Below are 19,280 nucleotides of genomic sequence, written 5' to 3' on the forward strand. Positions count from 1 at the left end.
CGTCTCTGCGGTTTTGGGGATTGTCACGTGAGGCACGAACGTGCCAGAATCGCACACATGGGAGAAATCACGCCGGAGTCCCTTGGCCTACGGATCCGCGAGGCGCGCGCGCGTGCTGGTATCAGCCAGCAGCATCTGGGTGAGCAGGTGGGACTTGAGCGGACGGCGGTCAACAAGATCGAGGCGGGCACGCGCAAGGTCTCCGCTCTTGAGCTCTCCGACATCGCCCGTGCGCTCCGTGTACGCATGGCCGCCTTTTTCGAGGAGCCGGTCGCCGCGGTGGTAGCCCACCGCTCGTCCCAGGGGCTTGACACTGTGGACTCTCAGATCGACGCACTTCTCGCAGATCTCGCCGACGAGGTTCGGCTGGTCCACTCGCTACGTCCCCTCACAGTGGCTGCGCTGACTGAAGCGTGGGAGCGGCCCGATTCCGAGGAGAAGGCCGAAGCTATGGCCGCGAGGGCGCGGGGACTGCTCAGCTATGACCAGGCAGAGCCAGTACGCGCTATCCAGAACCACCTGGCTGCAGTTGGTCTCCTAGTTTTTACGCGGCCCCTTGGCGCCGACACCGCGGACGCCGGGACGATTCTCATTGACGGTCTTGGCGTTTGTCTGGTCAACTCCACTCAGCGGGTAGGACGCAGGCGCCTAGCGGCGGCGCACGAGCTCGGCCATTTCCTGGTGAAGGACGCCTACACGGTGGACTGGCGGGTAGCCGACGCCGACGAGCCTATGGAGTCTCGTCTGGATGCGTTTGCGCGGGCCTTCCTACTTCCGCGAGAGGCGGTGACGGCGCGTTGGACGGAGATTGCAGAGCGGTCCGGGACACGTACGGCGGCGGTCGTCGTCGGCAGCGAGTATCGGGTGGACATGTCGACTCTCGCGCGTCGCCTGAGTGACCTGGGCGTCGTCTCTGCATCTGAGGCGGGGGATATCCGGGCCGTTCGGACCACCCAGGCGGACATGATCGAGTTCGACCTTCATACCACCGAGGAGTTGGCCGGGACGACGCAGCCGCGCGCTTTCCAACGCGCGGTGCTCGAGCTCGTGCGCGAGGAGGAGATCAGCAGGGAGCGTGCGGCCGACCTCCTGTGGGGCCTCGTTGATGTGGAGGATCTCCCGGCACCGCGTCCGAGGGAACGAACCGCGATCTGGGAGTACGTCTCGTGAGTGATGCGGCGACATGCGGTGCTACGTGTCTCCGCGTGGTGGTCATCGTCGACGGCGGTGGGGACCTGGAGACCACCCTGATCGGCCTGGCCGATGAGGGGATCAGTGACGTCGTTGTGTGCGTGGGCCGGGAAGGCCCCACCCGTGCGGAGGCCGCGGCACTCGCGGAGCATGATCTGGAGCCCGTGGTGGGGGAGACGCCGCTGGCCGCCGCTCGCAGGGTGCTCGCCGGCCTGCGCGGCGGCCGGGTGCTGGTGCTGCGGGCGGGGGATGTGCCCGAGCCGGGGCTGGCCGAGGAACTGCCGACGAGCGGGCGCACCGCCGTCGTCATGTTGCCGCTCAAACGGATGGTCGACGGCCACGTCTCGGACACACACCCGCTGCGGGCCCGCTTCACCCACGGGGCGCGAGACGCCAGCCTGCTGGCGGAGCCGCACCTGTTCACCCTGCGGCTGTCGGGCGCGGTCATGGACGTGCCCGCGGACGGTCTTCCGCCCTGGGATGAGGCCGATGCCGACGGCGCCACACTGTTGATCCGCCTGCTGGCGGCCAGCGGCCAGGGAGTCCGGTTGCATACAGGGCCCGGGGTCATTGAGCGCCCCCGCCCGGAGGAACCGCCGCCGCTGTCCACGCTGCCCGAGTACATCCAAGCGCTAGAGCGGGATATTCCCGCCTGGTACAACACGGCGGAGGAGCGGGGCGGGGTTTCCGCCTGGGTGCACCAGCTGGTGCTCGCCCGTCTGATCGAGATCACCGACGCCGATCGGGGCCTGCGCTTCGCCGCCCACGCCCTGGATGAGGTCGAGCGGGCGCGCGTGGCCGAACTGCTGGTCGGCGTCCTGGGGCGTGTGCCCGCAGCCCAGGTGGAGGCGTACTGCGCCACGCCGGTGGCGCTCAACCGGCTCGCGGCACTGCTGGCGGTCACTGGGGCACGCCTGCCCGACCCCGTGCTGCCATCGCAGCGCCCCTTCCGGCCGGACCGCCAGGTGTCCTACTTCTTCACCGGAGCCCTGCCCGAGGAGCAGTGGCGCGTGGACGGTGAGCCGGTTGAACCGACCGGCACGAAGATCGTCGACCACGCTTACTTCGACCGCGTGCTCGTCCATGAGCGGCTCGTCTGGTTGCCCAGGGGGACCGTCACCGGCCTCATCGGGGGCCGCGAGGTTGTCCCCGCCCCTTACCGGGGCATGCGACGTCCGCCCGCGCCCTCGCCAGCGCCGGCAGTAAGGGCGCGTCGCGCTCTGACGCGGAGGCTACGGACGCTGCGACGTCGTACGGCCCGACTGGCCGGCCGCCGCGGCGGGACGGTACCCGAGCGCACCCGGGCGGCCACGAGAACGCCCCGGGTGGACGCGCCGACGGCGATGCTGCCGGACGCATCCCGCACCTGGCTTTACCTGGACCGCCACGACTCCGCCGGGGACAACGCCGAACCGCTGTACCGCTACGCGCGCGAGCATGCCCCCGGCATCCGGCACGTTTTCGCCGTCGACCGCCGCTGCGCCGACTGGGAGCGACTGCAAGCCGACGGCTTCGAGCTGGTCTCCCCGGGGACCGCCGCCTTTGAGACGGCCTGGGCGCAGGCCGACACCCTGCTGCTGGCCGACATCGGTGACCCCGCCATCGCCGCACGCCTGATGGGCGGCGGCACGCGCAGGGACCAGCGGGTGGTCTTCCTACAGCACGGTGTGACCATGCGGCACATGTGGCGGTGGNCCCCCGCCGCATCGACGTGCTCATCACCGCCCACCGCGCCGAGTACACCGCCATCACCGCCGACCACAGCCCCTACCTGCTCACGGACCGGGAGGTGTGGCTGACCGGCTTCCCGCGCCACGACGCCATGCGCGCCCTGCTCGGACGCGAGCGCGACCGGGTGGTGCTGGCACCCACCTGGAGTCCGACGCTCTCCCGGGCACTGGACCAGGACCCCGCTCGCACCGACCTGCTCGATGCCTTCTACGCGCCCTGGCTCCAGCTCGCCGCGGCGTTGGGGGAGGCGAGCGTAGACGCGGTCCTGTTCGCCCACCCCAAGCTCGCCCTGGCCGCGCCGGCCTGGTTCAGGGCCCTGGCCGTGGCAACCACCACGGGCACGGATGTGCCCGAGCAGCTGTCGCGGGCCTGGGCCGTGATCTCGGACCGCTCCTCGATCCTGGACGATGCGATGCTGCTCGGGGCCGTGGCGATTGTGTGGAGCCCGGACGGCACCGGCGACGCCGACGCCTATCGGCGCATGCACGTGCAGGCAGGCGCCGTGTCCGCCGCGAGCTCCGGGCAGGCGGTCGCGGCCGTGCTGGATGCGCGCGACGGCAGGCTGCAGCCGGCGTCGGAGCTGATCATCCCGGATGCGGGAGCCTGCGAGCGGATCCTGTCCCGGCTGCTGGAGGAGAGGCTCTGATGGCGTTGATTCGTAGTCGCCGGGGTGGCAGGAGGCCGACCGTCTCCCTGGTAGTGGCGGTGTACGGGGTGGCCAAGTACCTGCCGGGCTTCCTCGCCTCACTGGACGCCCAGGACTACCCGCATGACCGGCTGGAAGTGGTGCTGGTTCTGGACGGCACCTGTGACGACAGCCCGGCCATCTGCCGGGACTGGGCTGAGCGGACAGACCTGCGCACCCAAGTCCTTGAAACCGACAACGGCGGTCAGGGGCGGGCCAGGAACACCGGGCTGGACAAGGCGGCGGGGGAGTGGATCGGCTTCCCCGACCCCGACGACGAACTGGACCCAGCCTTCATCTCGACGCTGATAGGGGCCCGCGACGGCGGTGCGGGCATGCTGATCGGCCGCACCCTCATCCGCCAGGGGGGAGCCCTCTCCCCACACCCCTTGGACTTCCGGTTTCAGCGAGGCACACGCGCCGTGGACGTGGGCCGGTCTCCAGACGTGGTGCAGCTTTCCACTCACGAGGTGCTGGTGCGGGGGGACCTCGCCCGCCGCTGTCGGTTCCCGGGGGACCGGACGGCGCCGACCTTCGAGGACGGCATGTTCATCGGCCGGGTGCGCGCCATCGAGCCGAGGTGCGTGCTGGTGCCCGGCGCTGTCTACTACTACGAGAAGCGTGCTGCCGGGGACTCGGCGGTGCAGACCGCGTGGGACAAGCCCGGCCGCTACATCGAGCAGTTCACCGACCGCTACCTGCCCTACTTGGAAGAAACCGGCGCCGCCCCCTGGGCGCAGGAGACTGTCCTATATGACCTGGGCTGGTACTTCGGCGTAGTGGATCGTGGAGAGGCCCCCGACATACCCGGGCTGGCCGAGCAGCACGAAGAACTCATGCGCCGCCTGGTCGAGCGGATCGACGCCGAGTTGATCCGCCGGGCGCCGTGGCCGCACCTGAGCGCTGCGGCACGCGCTCGCATGCTGCTGTGGAAGGGCAAGGAAGCGGTGGCCGTCATCGCCTCGGGCCGAGTGGCGAGTCTGTACACCCAGTCTCCCGTGACCGACTCGCCTACGTCGGCGACGTTTTGGGGACGGAACTGCGGTTATGTCGCCCACGCTGACGCCGCCGAACGCGCCTTCGATGCCGCGCGCTGCGTGCGCCTGATGGAGCAGGCCCGCCAGCCGCGCCCGTAACCGCCGACTGGCGCCGTTTCGTAATCCTCTCAGTGCGCCCACAGGGGGAGTCGCGCTAGAAGGCGCGGTTAGGATCGACTTGTTCGCGTCCGTCGTGCTAGCCGGAGGCTTGTACCCAGCCGCGGCAAGACTCCCCATCACCCATGCGAGGACCCATGAAGCGCGTCATAACCTACGGCACCTACGACCTACTGCACTACGGACACATCGAACTGCTGCGCCGCGCGAAGGCGCTCGGCGACTACCTGGTGGTGGTGCTGTCTTCGGATGAGTTCAACGCCGGGAAGGGCAAGAAGGCCTACTTCTCCTACGACGAGCGCCGCCGGATGCTCGAGGCGATCCGCTACGTGGACCTGGTTGTCCCCGAGTACACCTGGGAGCAGAAGGTCGACGACGTCAAGAAGTACGACATCGACATCTTCGTCATGGGCGACGACTGGAAGGGCAAGTTCGACGAGCAACTCGCGGGCCTGTGCGAGGTCGTCTATCTCCCGCGCACACCGGAGATCTCGACGACCCAGATCAAGAACGACATGCAGGCATCTTAGAGTTACAGAAAAGAGAAGACGATGGCGACCTCTCGTCGGACACGAGTTGTACGAAGCATGATGCGCAGGCTGGAGGATAAAACGCCAATAGCTGCGACGAGAATGGCGACACTGGCTCCAGACGACCACGAGGTGCAGATTCGCAAAGCACGCATAATTAATAGGACAAGCGGACCTGAAGCGGCAGCGAACTATATCGCCTCCTTGGGTGCCTCATGGGATGATCCTGAGCTGCTGAATCGACGAGCGTACTACCTCGAGCGCGGACGCAACTTCACGGCGGCCGCCGAGACGTATGCGCGTATAATTGAACTGAGTCCGGACGAGTCGCACGGATACATGAGAATGGCTCTGTGCTTAAAAGAGGCTGGGGACGTCAAAGGCGCCATCGAGAATGCTGAAATTGCGTCTGAACTTGATCCAGGCGCACCGGAGCCCCATCAACTGGTCCTTGACTTATCCAGCGGCATTCCAGGTTGGAAGCGCCTGAAGATACTCGAGGCGGGAGCCCTATCACACTCGGACTCATTGGCCTGGCAGCGCAAGCTGGCCAGCCAAGCGTTTTCCCTGAAACAATGGCAGTTGGCTGCCCGCTCATATGAATGGTGTGAGCGCCACGGAGATCAAGCCAGTGACGCCCTATTCGCGGGGATAGCGCACTCAAGGCAAGGGAACATAACGGAGGCGCGTGCACATTGGCTCACCGCAGTGCAGCGTGACAAGCGCCCCGTTGTAACAGAACTAGGCGTGGGCCGCCTTCTCCAGGAAAAAGGATACTGGAATGATTCCGTACGTGAATACCGGCACGTTGTGGAAATGACGCCGAAGCCCAAGGCGGAACTAATACATGCGCTTGGCTTCGCCTACTCCAGGCAATACCGTTGGGAAGAAGCGATAAGCTACTTGCGTCGAGCTGTGCAGCTTGCGCCGACAGAGAAGAAGACCTGGTACGATCTCGCATTCGCTCTAGAACGAAAGGGGAGTTTCGCAGAGGCGGCGACAGCATATCGTGCGTCCCTGAACTCAAGCTCTCCGCACGCTTATCGCAGATACCGGATGATATGGTGTCTGCTTAAGGCCGGCGACGTGGATGCGGCCGCCAAGGAACTTCCAACGTACGTCCCACAGAAAAGCCCAGACGGGGTGAACATCGCTTGGGATGAGCAAGTCTTACGGGACGATCTTGTGCAGGCAATGAAACGAAGCGACGGGCCGGGCTGCCTGGCGGTTGCGGAGGCAGCGGTCGTCTCTCGGTATGATGGCCTGGCCGACGACGCATTCGCGGCGGCAGAGCAACGCCTCGAAGCACACGACCCGGTTGCGTACCTGCATCACGCTGCCTGCCTTATGCGTTTGGGCAGAAAACGCGAGGCTGTGGAAACTTACCTGAGTTCTAAACAGTTCGGTAAGCCCTATGGCGTGAGCGTTGATGACTACGTGAAAACACGTGCACAGAAAGAAAGTGCGCTTTTCGTAGCGTACTGCGACTTTCTCCCGGTCAACGCCGATGTCGCGCTGTATGAGAGCAATCATGGGTCGGCAATTACGTGCTCCGTGAAGCCGCTGATCATTCGAATGCTCGCTACTCCGCGGGGCGAGGGTATGACCCACGTCGTGGTCATCAACGATCGTGAACGGATTCCCGAGGAACTGCGAGGGCACACCAACGTAATATTCATTTCAAAGCAATCGGATGCCTATATCCGCTATCTAGCGACGGCCGGGTGGCTCATTTCTAACAACACGTTCCCTCCGTACTTCTCACGCCGTGAACAGCAGAAGTATCTTAACGTATGGCACGGGACGCCGATGAAGACGCTGGGCAAGGACATTAGGTCAGGCGTGATGGATCACCGTAACGCTACTCGGAACTTCCTTCACGTCACACACCTGGCTACTCCTAATATGTTCACCGGTAGAGTGCTGCTGGACCGATATGACGTCGCCCGGATCTTCCCGGGTGAATTCGCGGTTACGGGCTCCCCTCGAATGGACGTTACATTGAAGCTCTCGGGAGAACAACGCACCGCGATTCGTCGCCGGCTGGGAGCATCACCGAGCCAGCGAATTGTGCTGTTCGCGCCAACCTGGCGCGGGGACTTGGCTGACAAGAAGGTTGACCTGAGCCAGATTGAGGCCGACCTAGCGGCAATGAATGCGGAGGACGTCGTTGTAGCATTTCGCGGACATCCGCTGATGGAGTCGGGTCTGGCCGGACTGAGGTCTTCCGCGGTGAACGTCCCCAGTGATATCGACACAAACGAGTTGCTCGGAGCGGTGGATGTCGTCGTGTCTGACTACTCGTCCATCGCGATCGACTCCGTGGGGGCGGGTGTGAGGACGATTCTGTATGTGTATGATCGTGCGGAGTATGAGTCTGAACGCGGCTTGTACATGGCGCTGGAAGAACTACCAGTCGAGGTTGTAAGCACGCGCGACGAGTTGACGGCTGCAGTGAGCCAAAGGGAATGGTCGGCGCCGGACGATCTGGGCAAGTTCGCCGAGATGTGGGAGCATGAGGACGGCAACGCCACAGATCGGGTGCTGGGATTTCTCTTCGAAGGTCGTGATGTCGGACAAACTAAGTTGACCGGCGAGCGAAAGGACAAAGAAGTGGTCCTCTTCGAGGGGCATTTCGCGCCGAACGGGGTGACTGCCAGCGCGAGAGAGCTGAATAAGTTCCTCGTCGCAAACGATATCGGTGTCACCGTATCCGTTGAGGGAGCGAAGATTGTCCCTATTGAGGAGCGCGCTGAGATCTTCCGGTCGCTACCGGAGGACGTATATGCCCTGCCTCTGGTTGGATCCGCCCTACGTGATCCTGAAGAACAGTGGCTGAACACGATCTTCATGTCGAGAGATGAACTCTGGTCTGCTGAGCAGATGAATATGCTTCGGCGCATGTACGCGCGTGAGTATCGTCGGCTTTACGGCGACGCACGTTTCGACGTTGCCGTATGCTTCGAGGGATACACGAGGTATTGGCTGTTGGTACTCGGTTCAGCGCCATCAGGCGTTCGCAAGGTGGTTTATTTGCACTCAGACATGGCGCGGGAAGCGCGTAGAAGGTTCCCGTATCTTGATGGAGTTGCAAAGGTGTACCCATGGTTCGACTGCATCGCCTCGGTCTCGGAGTCGGCGATGGAGTCTAATGCCATGTTGGTAGACGATCCGCGTGGTAGGTTCGAGGTCGCGACGAATCTTGTGGATTGTGATGCGATACGCGAGGCCGCCGATGTTCCGGTTGGTGCGGAGTGTGAAGCTTTTCTGACAAGGCACTCCGGAACCATTTACGTGCAAGTCGGCAGACTTTCGGTGGAAAAGAACAACGCACTTGCCATTCGGGCGTTCTGTCAGGTCAGAGGCCAGGATGACGGCATGCTGATAGTCGGAGACGGCCCCGAACGCGCGGCGCTAGGTGCCTTGGCCTCGAAACTCGGCGTGTCCGATCACGTGTTCTTCGCCGGGCATGACTCAAATCCATACCGCTACTTGCGGCGTGCAGACGTGTTTGTGTTGACCTCGCTGTTCGAAGGGCAAGGTATCGTAGTCCTTGAGTCATTGGTGCTTGGCGTTCCAGTCGTAAGTGTGGATATTCCTGGGCCGCGTTCGATATTGCAAGCCGGGGGTGGCCTGCTGGTACACACAGATGTCGATTCGGTCGCTGATGGTATGAGGCGAATAGCGGCTGGTGAGCACCACGGTGAGTTCTCGATCGAGGACTACCTGGCCGATGCACGCGCGGCTCATATCCGGGTGCTCGGAGTATGACCATGAACTCGTGCATGAGAGGTGGAAGTACCGCGCCCGAGGACGGCCCCGAGGAGGGCTCTGTGGGAATGACGTATCCGATGCTACTGAGTGGACCGTTGACCTACAGAGCTGCCGGCCTGGCGAATTCGGTGGTGCTACGTAGCAGACAGTTGTCTGACGGGGGCGGTTGGCCGGTGATCTTGGTGGATGCGTTCCAGCCGATGTTCGAAAGCGAATTACGCGCTCTTCGCGGCGAGGGCAGACTGGGGTCTCGTACGGAGGTGCGTAACTTGTACCGGGACTTCGCGCAGCTTCCTCGCTCGACCGCAACGTTGCCGTCGGCTAGTAGACCTCGCTTCGTGAGGGAAGGCAGCACGGAGGTGCGAACCGACGAGAGCGACCCCACAATCAGGCGGTACTACCGTTCAGGCGAGTATGTTGCTTTCGAGAAACTGGACGCCGAGGAGCTTAGGCCAGTGTTTGTTGACTTATTGGCCTCTGGAAAGCGGTATCGTCGGCTTCGCTATTCGGATGAGGGCGAGGTCTGCCAGGTGCAGTCGTTCGACGACAGCAACGAGCTGGAGGCTGAGGAGTACTTTAACGACAGTGGAGTGCGTTATTTGCTCGTTGAACACAGAGACGGCGCGCCTGCGCGTTGGGTTTACCTTGATGCCGAATTGCGTGAGGTTGTGTTCGCCAGCATGAGCGAGATGCTGACATATTGGCTTGTCAATTTCAACGGCGATGTTTTGCGCGACCACGTGTTGATTTCCGAGTGGGCGTTCAGGCGTCCTGCCCTGGATCGCGCGGCGGCGCTGCTGAACTTCAAAGTGGTTTATACGTTCCACAACTCTCACCTCGGTGGGTCTAGACGTTATTCGAGGTCGGAGTTCAAGCCGGAGCTCCGGTCCACCTTGGAAGCGCTCGGAACGATGGATGCGGTGGTCGTACTGACCAATGAGCAGAAGTATGATCTGCTGAAGATGAACCCGGCATTGGATAATGTGCACGTAATTCCGCACGTTGTCGAGTCTGAGGTTGCTGCAGAGACGGTTGAGCGTGACCCGTTTAAGGTCGCGATTATATCGCGACTGTCTCCGGAGAAGGGTATCGTCAACGTTGTTAAGGAGTTTGGCAGGATTCTGGCCAGTGTACCGGATGCGAGGCTTGATATTTGGGGGCGTGGGCCGGAAGAGGAGAGTATTCGTGCCGCGATCACGTCTTCCGGTTTGTCTGGGAACGTCTCGCTGAAGGGTTTCTCAGATACCCCGAGGAGGGAGTACGCTGCGAGCGCGGTTGCGCTGTTCCCATCGGAGTACGAAGGGCAGCCATTGTCTCTGATGGAGTGTGTGATGTCGGGTTGCGTTCCAGTGGCGTATGACTTCAAGTATGGCGCTCGGTATGCTATCGAGGATGGGGTTAGCGGTTTTATCGTTGATCCTGGCAACGTCGATGAGCTGATCGACGCGGTTAGGCTTCTCCTGGTGCATAACGATCTTCGTGAATGTATGTCGGTAGCGGGACCTCGTCGGTTGGCTGACTCTAATACTGTTGAGCGTCTGCGGAAGGACTGGTTGGCGTTGTTCTTGTCGCTCGGAGGTAAGCTGGGGCGCATCGGAAGTAGGCCGTGATGGTACAAGTGCTTGCAAAGAGAGCTATTCGTCTGTGCCTCGATAAGGACCCTGGGGCGGCGCTGTCGGTGATCGACGAGTGCGGCGAGGTCGATTTCATAGAGGTCGAGCATGGCTGTTACGTCTCAGGTAGTGACAATCTGATGCGTGTCGCGCGTACGTACGGCGAGATCCGCCCTGTGGTGTTTGCGTTGGCGGAGCACGGTTTCTTTGCGTACGCCAGTGACGGACGTACTACCAGGTTTGTGCATCGTCGAAGAATCCCGTCTTTCTGGCAACCTGTGCGCCAGGGGGATATGAAGGTCGACGAGTCTGGCTTGATTTACAAGCTGTTTTTACCTGAAGGTGTTCGCATCGGCTCCTTGGTGGTTGTGTTTTCCTCCATGTCGAATCCTTTCGATAAGGCGTCGTTGACCAGATACTTCGAGCCCAACTTCCAGAGTATCTCGAAGCATCTTCCGGATGGTGTTGCGGTATTGAGAATCGCTGATCTGGATGGAGTTGTTGGCGGGTTTTATCTCCCGACTGTGAATTACCCGCGACGCGACTGGGAAGTCCGAGCGCTTATCGACAAGGTTTCAGCAGGCTTGGATTTGGAGCCTTCGCGGGTGGTTGTGTACGGTGCGTCGAAAGGCGGGACTGCGGCGTTGTCCCAGGTTCTGCTAGGAGGTTTTCGGGGAGTTGTTGTAGACCCGATCTTGGATGACGCTTCTTACGAGTCGCGGTACAACGATACGCACTGGACGCGCGGCGGCGTGTTCCTGAACGCGAAAGACGTGTATTTCGATCGGCTTGTCGCAAATTCATCGGCGGGCGATCGTTTTGATGATGCCCGCCTGGTCTTGGTGTCGGGCGTCGGTTCGCCATTGTTTAGTCTTGTGGAAGGCATGTCGGAGCGCCTTGATGATGTGGGCAGGCGGCACTTGTTCGTGGTTTCAGTCGATGAACGGATTGTGGATCATCCGCATGTTTCTGTGAGGACGCTGAGGACCGTGACCGGGCTTCTTAACATGCAGGTGGAAGGCATCTCGGTTTGCCCAGGGCGGCGGGAGATTTTTGGTTGAGTGGGATGCCGTCGCGGCAGGTGTGTTGCAGGTTAGAGTCGGGCGGTTTCGTGCTTGGTGTGGTTGGGCGCGGTTTCGATGACTTATACGTTGAGTGCGTGGCGCGGTTGCCGTTTATATAGCTCTGGATCGGCGATGATGGGTTCCCGGGGCGCCCACTTCTCGCGGCAACGGGCCAGGATCTCGTCCGCCTTGGCGAACTCGTTCTTGGTGATGTTCCAAGACCACCAGCGGTAGTCGTGGGCGATCTCCGGGCCGGGTCCATCGCCGATGATCTCGCCCTCCATCAGCCAGATCGCGCGCGAGCACATCTCCTCGATCGTCTGCGCGGCGTGGCTGACAATGAATACCGTCCCCGCGGCCTTGCGCAACTCCGCCATCTTCCGCTCGCTGCGTTCCTTGAAGGCGGCATCCCCGGTACTCAGTGCTTCGTCGATCAGCAGGATGTCCGGGTTCGCCGCCGCGGCGATTGCGAACCGGAGACGTGAGGCCATACCGGAGGAGTAGGTCTTCATCGGACGATATATGGCCTTGCCAATGCCAGCGAGCTCCACCACCTCCGGTAGCAGCTCGCGCGCCTGCGCCTTCGACAACCCCATCGCCAAACAGCCCAGGATCACGTTCCGCTCCCCGGGCAGGTCAGGCACCAGCGCGGCATTCACGCCCAACAGCACCGGGGTAGACCGCGCCATGACGCTACCGGTCAGCGGCGTCTCCAGGCCGGCAATGATCCGCAACAGGGTGGACTTGCCCGAGCCGTTGCGGCCGAGGATGCCGATGGACTCACCGGCCCGTGCCACCAGTGAGACGCCCTTGAGCGCGTCCACGTCCACCTTCGGCTGCTGGCCCGTAGCCCGCAGAAAGACACGCGTGGCGGGAGAGACGGCGCGCATAGCGGCGGCATCACTGGAGGGGGAGTGGTAACGCACGCGCACGTCCCTCACCACCACCGTGGGATCCGTCATCACCGAGCCCCCGTCCGTCTCAGCGCTCCACGCCATAGTCCACCTCCTTGGCCCAGAAGAACACGAAGCCGAGCACGACGGCACCACATGCCCAGACAATGAGCATCGTCCACGAGTGTGCATCCGGCATGGTGGCGTAGAGGATGCAATTGCGGTACATCGTCAGGATCAGGTATCCGGGGTTGACATCCATGAAGGCGAGCACGGTCGGGTGGTTGATGAAGCGCTCGTAGGAGAAGAAGACCCCGGACCCGTAGAACCAGAACTGGGTGAGGAAGGGCCAGATATTGCGCATATCCGGCAGCAGGGCGGTGATCCGTGCGGCGAAGAACGTAAGTCCCAGTCCGAACATGAACTGCAGCAGGAAGATGGGGATGACCAACAGCCAGTGCCACGTGGGCAGGGCATGGGGCGGAAGGATCATCACCAGCAGCAGCACCGCCGCCAGCGGTGGCAGCGAATCGATTGCCGAGCGCAGCGTGTAGGAGATCGGCAGCACCGCCCGGGGGAAGGAGAAGCCCCGGATCATGTTCCGGCCGTTCTTGATGACCTGTGCGCCCCCCGTGATCGCCCGCTGGAGGGGCGGGAATAGGGTCACGCCGATAATCAGGTAGCCGATGAAGTTCTCGATCCCGCGGGAGGTCTGCAGCAGCATGCCGAAGATGATGAAGAACACCAACGAGTCCAGCATGGGCTTCACAATCAGCCAGGCGTTGCCCAGGAGGGTGCCGCGCTGAGAGCCCAGAGCCTTCGCCCGGGCGTCCGCCCAGATGAAGTGCCGACGCTGCCACAGCCGCGCAATGTACTTCCCCAGTGGTGGCCGCTGCCCCACGGGGGAGAGCTGGCGGAGCTGCTGCTCCGAGACCACGTGGGAACTGCGCACATACGCCTCATAGGCGCGGTCGAGCCACGTCATGGGCATGGACTCCTGCGACTGTGCGCTCACCTCAACTCCTCATACAGTGCGGCGTAGATGCCGCCATTGCGGCTCCAAGTGGGCAGACCGGCGGGAACACCGGGGCGAGTCCCATTCTGCCCGCTAATTACCTCATTCCTTGCGCGCCCGGCCGCAGCGGTCAGGGCCGTGCCCAAGGCCACGGTGTCCTCGGCGGGGAAGACGTCGCCTCCGCCGAGGGTAATCACCTCCCGCAGGGCCGGCAGATCAGATACCAGCACCTCCCGGCCCAGCGCCATGGCCGTGAAGGGCTTGATCGGCGTCACCGAACGGCACACGGGCGTGTCCTTCCGCGGCACACAGAACAGGTCCAGCGCCTGATACCAGGACACGGCCTCCTGCGGCGGCACCCGCCCCGGCAACACGCACACCTCCGGCCCCAGGCCGAGCTCAACCGCCCGGGCCTCCAACCCCGGCCGACTCACGCCGTCGCCCACCAGGAGGCAGCGCACATCCACTCGGTTAGCACGGCACCGCGCCACTGCCTCCAGCAGTAGGTCGAAGCCCTCGTATCCCACCAGGGAGGACACGCTGCCAACCCAGAAGCCCTCACGCGGCAGCCTCAGCCCGGCACGGGCGTCCGCCGCGCTCACCTCGGGCACCTCCAGCACCGTGTCATCCACCGCATTGGGCACCACCCTGATCCGCTGCGCCGGCACCCCACGTTCAATCAGGTCCTCGCGCTGTACCTGCGAGAGGGCCACCACCGCGTCCGCTGCCAGCGCCATCTCCGTCTCCTTGGCGCGCAGCAGGGCGAACCGCTCCGAGGCCAGGGCCTCCGCCTGCTGATCGGCCGGGCGGGAGGCCACCCAGGTCTGCTCCAGCACACCACGCATCTCATACACCCACGCCAGTCCGTAGGACTCCGCCACGGCCCGCGTCACCAGCGCATTCTGAAAGTTCGTGGTCGTGTGCAGCACGTGCGGGCGGAAGTCCTCAACCTGCTGCGCCAGCAGACGAGTCATCTGCACCAGCCGCGCCGCCGGCGTCGGCGCCAGGCGGGCCGGCAGCAACCTGCGGTAATCGATCCCGTCCACCACGTCTACGCCGGCTGCGTCGACCAGTCCCACCGTCACCGGATAACCGATCCGCGTCACCGCCCGCACCTCAATCCCGGCCCGGCGTTGTGCGCGCAGCACCGCGTGGGAGCGCACCGCGTAACCGGACTGGGTGTGCGGGAAGGAGTTCGTCAACACGTGCAGCACACGCGTGGGGCCGTCGCTTCGCGGCCCCACCCGTGCGGGGGAGGGCACGACCGGCGGGAGGGCGAAGCCCGGACTCATCAATGCCAGTTGTGAACGCAGCCTGGCCCGCTGCGCCTGCGCCCCGGGCACGCCGTCGAGTACCGCGACCGCCTCATGCAGCCGCCCCCGGGACCACAACTCCCGCGCCCGCACCGACGGCGGCAGCTGCGCCGCCACCTCGGGGGAGACCCCGCCCAGCTGCACGGCCAGCTCCGCCGCGAGCCGCCGCCCTACCGCCGAGCGCGGTGCCGCGGACGCCAGCGCCCGTTCCGCCTGGGCGGGGCGGTCGGCGAGGAAGGCGCCCAACGCCGCCCGCACGGAGCTTCCCGCCGCACCGGCGCCGACCGCTTGTGCCAGGCGCCCGCGCACTCCTGGCGGCAGCCTCCGAGCCGACTGCACCGCCAGCAGCAGCGGGTCCTCCGCCAGGTGGCGGGCGGCGGTATCCGCCAGCAGCGACAGGTTCCGCAAGCGTCGCGTCTCAGACACCGGCGACCTCCTCCAGCAACGACTCATACCGGGACACCAGGGCCTCCTCGCGCACGTGTTCCGCCAGCCACCGCCCGCCGCCGGTGGGGGCCAGGCGGGTCCGGTCGGTGGCCAACTCCGCCCACAGCCCTGCCAGCGCCTGCGGATCCTGTGGGACGACGACGTCCCCGGCTCCACAGTCGCGCAGGATCGCGGCAGCCTCGCCCGCCACGGCGCCGCTGATATGACGGCCGGTGGCCAGGACCTCATACAGCTTGGACGGCACCGTCAGCGACATCGCCGGCCAGTCCTGGAGAGACACCAGCACCGTATCGGCCCACGCATACTGCTCACCCACCGCCTCCGCCGGGACCGGCTCCAATACCTGCACCGGTGCACCCAGCCGCGCCGCCTCGGCGCGCACGGCAGCGGCCTCCGCGCCGTCGCCCACGATCCGCAGCAGCACCGGGGTGCCCTGCTGGGCGGCCAGGTCGGTGGCCCGCACCGCGCTGACCAACCCCTGCGCCCGGCCCACCGTGCCCAGGTACAGCACGTGTAGCGCGCCGTCCTGCCGCACGGTCGGCACCGGCCTTGGTGCCTGGATGCCCGTGGGGGAGGTGTTGCGCACCGTGACCACGCGGCCCAGGCCGCGCTCGCGCAGCACGGCGGCGAAGGACTCGGTGGTGGTCACCACGGCGTCGGCGTCGCGCTCCAGCCGGGTGATCACCGGCGGGACCGCTCCGCGTACCGCCGCCACCGCACGACGCCGCAGCCCGGGGCGCTCACCGCCGGCCCAACTGGAGGCAGAGTCCAGGATGTCCGGCCAGGCGTCGCGCAGCTCGGCCACCACGGGCCGGCGCAGCACCCGCCCCAGCGCCAGCGCTGCCGGCAGGGTCGGCAGCCCGGGCACAGTCCCGACGACGACGTCGGGGCGCCGCGCTCCGGAAAAACGCCGCAGTCCCAGTCGCACGGCGTCGGCCGCCGCCACGGCCTGGTCCGCGCCCCTGCCACCCAGGCCGGCGTCGTAGGGCCGGAAGGCGGTGCGGTGCACCAGCGCCCCCGTGGCATCCCGGCAGGCCGCTCCCGGGGCGTGGCGCGGGTCGGTGTCGAGCAGGCGGCCGGCGGGGTAGTGCGGGGCCGGCGCGAGCACCGCCAACTCGTGGCCGCGCCCCACCAGGCCGTGGGCCAGCCACCCCCAACGCTTCTGCGGGGCACCCGTCTCCGGGGCCCAGTAGTGAGTCAGCAGCAGGATACGCATGGCGCTCACCGCACCGGCCTGAGCGTACGGAACGGATCGCCGGCCCCCACCAGCAACGGCAGCCGCAGGTAGACCACGAGTACCAGCGCCACCAGCGGCCAGGCCAGCGGCCGTAGCCCCGGCTGCAGCCCCGCCCAGGCCAGTGCCGAGCACAGAGCGGCCGTGCCCGCCACCAGCAGCGCCACCGCCCAGTGCGGCCAGCCGAAGGTGACCAGCCGCTGGTAGACGTGCAGCCTGTGCGGCTCGTACCAGCGCTGCCCGGTGCGTATCCGCATACACAGGGTGAATCCGGTATCCGCCACCAGCACCAGCAGTGGCGCCACCGCCAGCAGCGCGGGCACCCCCCGGGCCAGGCAGACCGTCGCCGCGAACGCCCACGCGCCCCCCAGCGCGTAGGAGCCCGAGTCGCCCAGGAACAGCCGCGCGCGCGGCGCATTGAACGGCAGGAATCCGGCGGCCGCCCCCGCCACGGTGATCATCACGAACCCGAGTCCCGGCACCGGGTGCGCCAGCGAAACCACCACGAACCACAGGCCGGCCACCGCCGCATGCCCCGCGGCCAGGCCATTGGCGCCGTCCATGAAGTTCGTGGCATTGACGAGCCCCGCCGTGCATACCGCTACCAGCACGGCAGCCCACGGCCTCGCTCCCACCTGCGCGGCCGCCGCGAGACCCAGGAACAGGCCCAGGAGTAGTTGCAGGCAAAGTCGCGAGATATTCGTCAGTGAGAACAGGTCCTCTACCAGCCCCACGATCGCGAAGGCCAGGATTGTCACAAACCCCAGCATGGCGACGTCGAAGCGGTTCGCAAGGTCGGGCAGCCCCGCCCGATGCCAGGCGATCACCGGCGCCACCCCCATCACCAGCACCGCGCCGAGCACCACCGCCAGCCCGCCGCCACGCGGGGTCGGGGCCACATGCAAGGAGCGATTCACCGGGATATCGACCACCTGAGCGCGGCGCAGCACCGGGATCAGCAGTGCCGTCGCCACCGCCGTCGTCGCGGCGGCAGCCAGGAAACCGAGGACGAGGGCAAGCGTCATGCGCTGCTCTCCGTCTGCATCCACCGACGCACCAGAGCACCGTGCTGCCCCCACTGGGCCCGCTCGCGCAGGTCGGCCACCGCCTGCAGGGTCTCCGGGGGGAATGGGGGGACCGAGGTCTGGGAGATCAGTGGGTGGTTGGGACGCTGATCCGCCTCGCCCTGGCCGAACAACTCCTCGGAGAGTTTCTCTCCCGGGCGCACGCGGGTGTAGGTCACCTGGGCATCCGGGTATCCCATCAGGGTGGCGAAGCGGCGTGCGATGTCCTCAATGTTGTGCGGCTCGCCCATGTCCAGGATGAGTACCTCGCCCGAGCGGCCCAGCACGCCCGCCTGCAGCACCAGCTGGCAGGCCTCGTCCACGCTCATGAAGAAGCGCTCCATATGCGGATCGGTGATCGTCATCGGCAGGCCGCGCTCCAACTGGGAGGCGAAGGTCCGCAGGGCCGAGCCGCGCGAACCCAGCACGTTCCCGAAGCGCACCGAGATGAAGTGACGGTCTGGAGCCAGGGTGGCGCCGATCGTCGCCGTCAGGCGCTCGGCCACCCGCTTGGAGTAGCCGAGCACGCACTGCGGGTCCGCCGCCTTGTCCGTGGAGATGTTGATGAAGCGCTGCACATTATGGCTGGCAGCCTCCAGCAGCAGGTCGCGGGTGGCCGCCACATTCGTCAGGAAGGCCTCCTCCGGAAAGCGCTCGGTGAGGGTGACGTGCTTCAGGGCGGCCGCGTGGAACACGATGGTGGGCCGGTTCTCGTCGAACAGGGCCTGGATGAAACCCGGGGTGCGCAGATCCCCGAGGATGAGGTCGGGGGAGTCGAGCATGGCCTGCCCGTCCAGGGACAGCTGCACCGCGTGCAGGGCCGAATCATCCCGGTCCACCATGATCAGTCGCGCCGGCTCGTAGCGTGCGATCTCTCGGCACAGGTGCGAGCCGATCGAGCCGCCCGCGCCCGTGACCAGCACGCGCTCGCCGGTCAGGTAGGCGCCGATCGCGTCGACGTCGGTGTCGATGGCGCGGCGCCCCAGCAGGTCCGCGATCTGTGGGGGCCGGAAGACATTCGTCGACTGCAACTGGGCGGCCTCGGGGCGGCGTGAGGGGGCCCGGTCGACGAGCTCCTCCATGGAGGGCATGATGCGGATCTCCAGCCCGAGGGCCTGCGCCTTCTCCACGACCTCGTCCACCTTGCCCGGGCCCGCGGAGGGAACGGCCAGCAGCACCAGGTCCGCGCGGGTCTCCTGGGCCACCTTCCCGAGCGCGTCCCAGGGCCCGAGCACGCGCACCCCGGAGATGCGCAGGTGGCGCTTGGCCGGGTCGTCGTCCAGGATCGCCACGGGAGTGAAGGTGCCGTCCTGGTCCTGCTGCATCAGACTGATGGCCTGCACCCCGCCGTAGCCTGCGCCGAGCACGATCGTGCGTCGCGTGCGGTGCGCCTCGGGGCGATGCCGCCACTCGACCAGCCGCTGGAAGACCCAGCGCGACCCCAGGTGCAGGGTCAAGGCCACCGCGCCGGAGACCGCCGCGGTACCCAGTGGCAGCAGCAGGCCCTGGGACAGGGCGGAGATGAGCATGAGGATCGCCGCCACCAGAAAGTCCGTGACCAGGATCTGCGGG

General features: G+C 65.4%; 13 protein-coding genes. 7 read left to right on the plus strand and 6 right to left on the minus strand.

Annotated elements, in window-relative coordinates:
* Positions 1-57 precede the first annotated feature (57 nt).
* The 7 genes from BN1056_RS08660 to BN1056_RS08690 all read left to right on the plus strand — a co-directional run bounded on the left by BN1056_RS08660 (position 58) and on the right by BN1056_RS08690 (position 11,739).
* Positions 58-1,170: an XRE family transcriptional regulator gene (locus tag BN1056_RS08660; protein WP_210580421.1), complete on the plus strand. Its 1,113-nt coding sequence runs from the start codon at positions 58-60 to the stop codon at positions 1,168-1,170.
* Between the two features lie 35 nt (positions 1,171-1,205).
* A partial coding sequence (locus BN1056_RS08665; RefSeq protein WP_210580422.1) for a CDP-glycerol glycerophosphotransferase family protein occupies positions 1,206-2,885 on the plus strand: 1,680 nt, incomplete at its 3' end.
* Between the two features lie 682 nt (positions 2,886-3,567).
* Positions 3,568-4,743 carry a glycosyltransferase family 2 protein gene (locus tag BN1056_RS08670; protein WP_210580423.1) on the plus strand — a complete coding sequence of 392 codons (1,176 nt, stop codon included), beginning with the start codon at positions 3,568-3,570 and terminating at the stop codon, positions 4,741-4,743.
* Positions 4,744-4,898: 155 nt separating this feature from the next.
* Positions 4,899-5,291: a glycerol-3-phosphate cytidylyltransferase gene (gene tagD, locus BN1056_RS08675; protein WP_210580424.1), complete on the plus strand. Its 393-nt coding sequence runs from the start codon at positions 4,899-4,901 to the stop codon at positions 5,289-5,291.
* A 57-nt stretch (positions 5,292-5,348) separates the two neighbouring features.
* Complete coding sequence (locus BN1056_RS08680; RefSeq protein WP_210580425.1) at positions 5,349-9,062, plus strand: CDP-glycerol glycerophosphotransferase family protein; 3,714 nt, start codon at positions 5,349-5,351, stop codon at positions 9,060-9,062.
* Positions 9,063-9,403: 341 nt separating this feature from the next.
* Positions 9,404-10,675, plus strand: coding sequence for a glycosyltransferase (locus tag BN1056_RS08685; protein ID WP_210580427.1), 1,272 nt, complete (start codon positions 9,404-9,406; stop codon positions 10,673-10,675).
* A complete protein-coding gene (locus BN1056_RS08690) occupies positions 10,675-11,739 on the plus strand; it encodes an XcbB/CpsF family capsular polysaccharide biosynthesis protein (RefSeq protein WP_244671604.1) in 1,065 nt (354 codons plus the stop codon). The genes BN1056_RS08685 and BN1056_RS08690 overlap by 1 nt, the downstream gene beginning before the upstream one ends.
* A gap of 83 nt (positions 11,740-11,822) precedes the next feature.
* Here the strand turns inward: BN1056_RS08690 and BN1056_RS08695 are convergent, their stop codons facing one another.
* From BN1056_RS08695 to BN1056_RS08720, 6 genes are all read right to left on the minus strand, one after another.
* Complete coding sequence (locus tag BN1056_RS08695) at positions 11,823-12,740, minus strand: ABC transporter ATP-binding protein (protein WP_244671601.1); 918 nt, start codon at positions 12,738-12,740, stop codon at positions 11,823-11,825.
* A complete protein-coding gene (locus BN1056_RS08700; protein WP_244671602.1) occupies positions 12,724-13,650 on the minus strand; it encodes an ABC transporter permease in 927 nt (308 codons plus the stop codon). Before BN1056_RS08700 ends, BN1056_RS08695 begins: the two co-directional genes overlap by 17 nt.
* The gene (locus BN1056_RS08705) at positions 13,647-15,389 is read right to left on the minus strand and encodes a glycosyltransferase (protein ID WP_244671603.1); all 1,743 of its coding nucleotides are present in this window, start codon (positions 15,387-15,389) and stop codon (positions 13,647-13,649) included. Before BN1056_RS08705 ends, BN1056_RS08700 begins: the two co-directional genes overlap by 4 nt.
* Positions 15,382-16,626 (minus strand): glycosyltransferase family 4 protein, encoded by a 1,245-nt coding sequence (locus BN1056_RS08710; RefSeq protein ID WP_210580442.1) that lies wholly within the window; start codon positions 16,624-16,626, stop codon positions 15,382-15,384. The genes BN1056_RS08705 and BN1056_RS08710 overlap by 8 nt, the downstream gene beginning before the upstream one ends.
* Positions 16,627-16,631: 5 nt before the next feature.
* On the minus strand, positions 16,632-17,669 hold the full coding sequence (locus BN1056_RS08715) for an MraY family glycosyltransferase (RefSeq protein ID WP_210580434.1): 1,038 nt from the start codon (positions 17,667-17,669) through the stop codon (positions 16,632-16,634).
* Positions 17,666-19,280: polysaccharide biosynthesis protein (locus BN1056_RS08720; protein ID WP_210580435.1), on the minus strand; the 1,615-nt coding region annotated here is incomplete at its 5' end. The genes BN1056_RS08720 and BN1056_RS08715, both read right to left, overlap by 4 nt.

Origin of the sequence: Actinomyces succiniciruminis (genome assembly GCF_900002405.1) — a bacterium.
In the GTDB taxonomy this organism is placed as follows: Bacteria; Actinomycetota; Actinomycetes; order Actinomycetales; family Actinomycetaceae; genus Actinomyces; species Actinomyces succiniciruminis.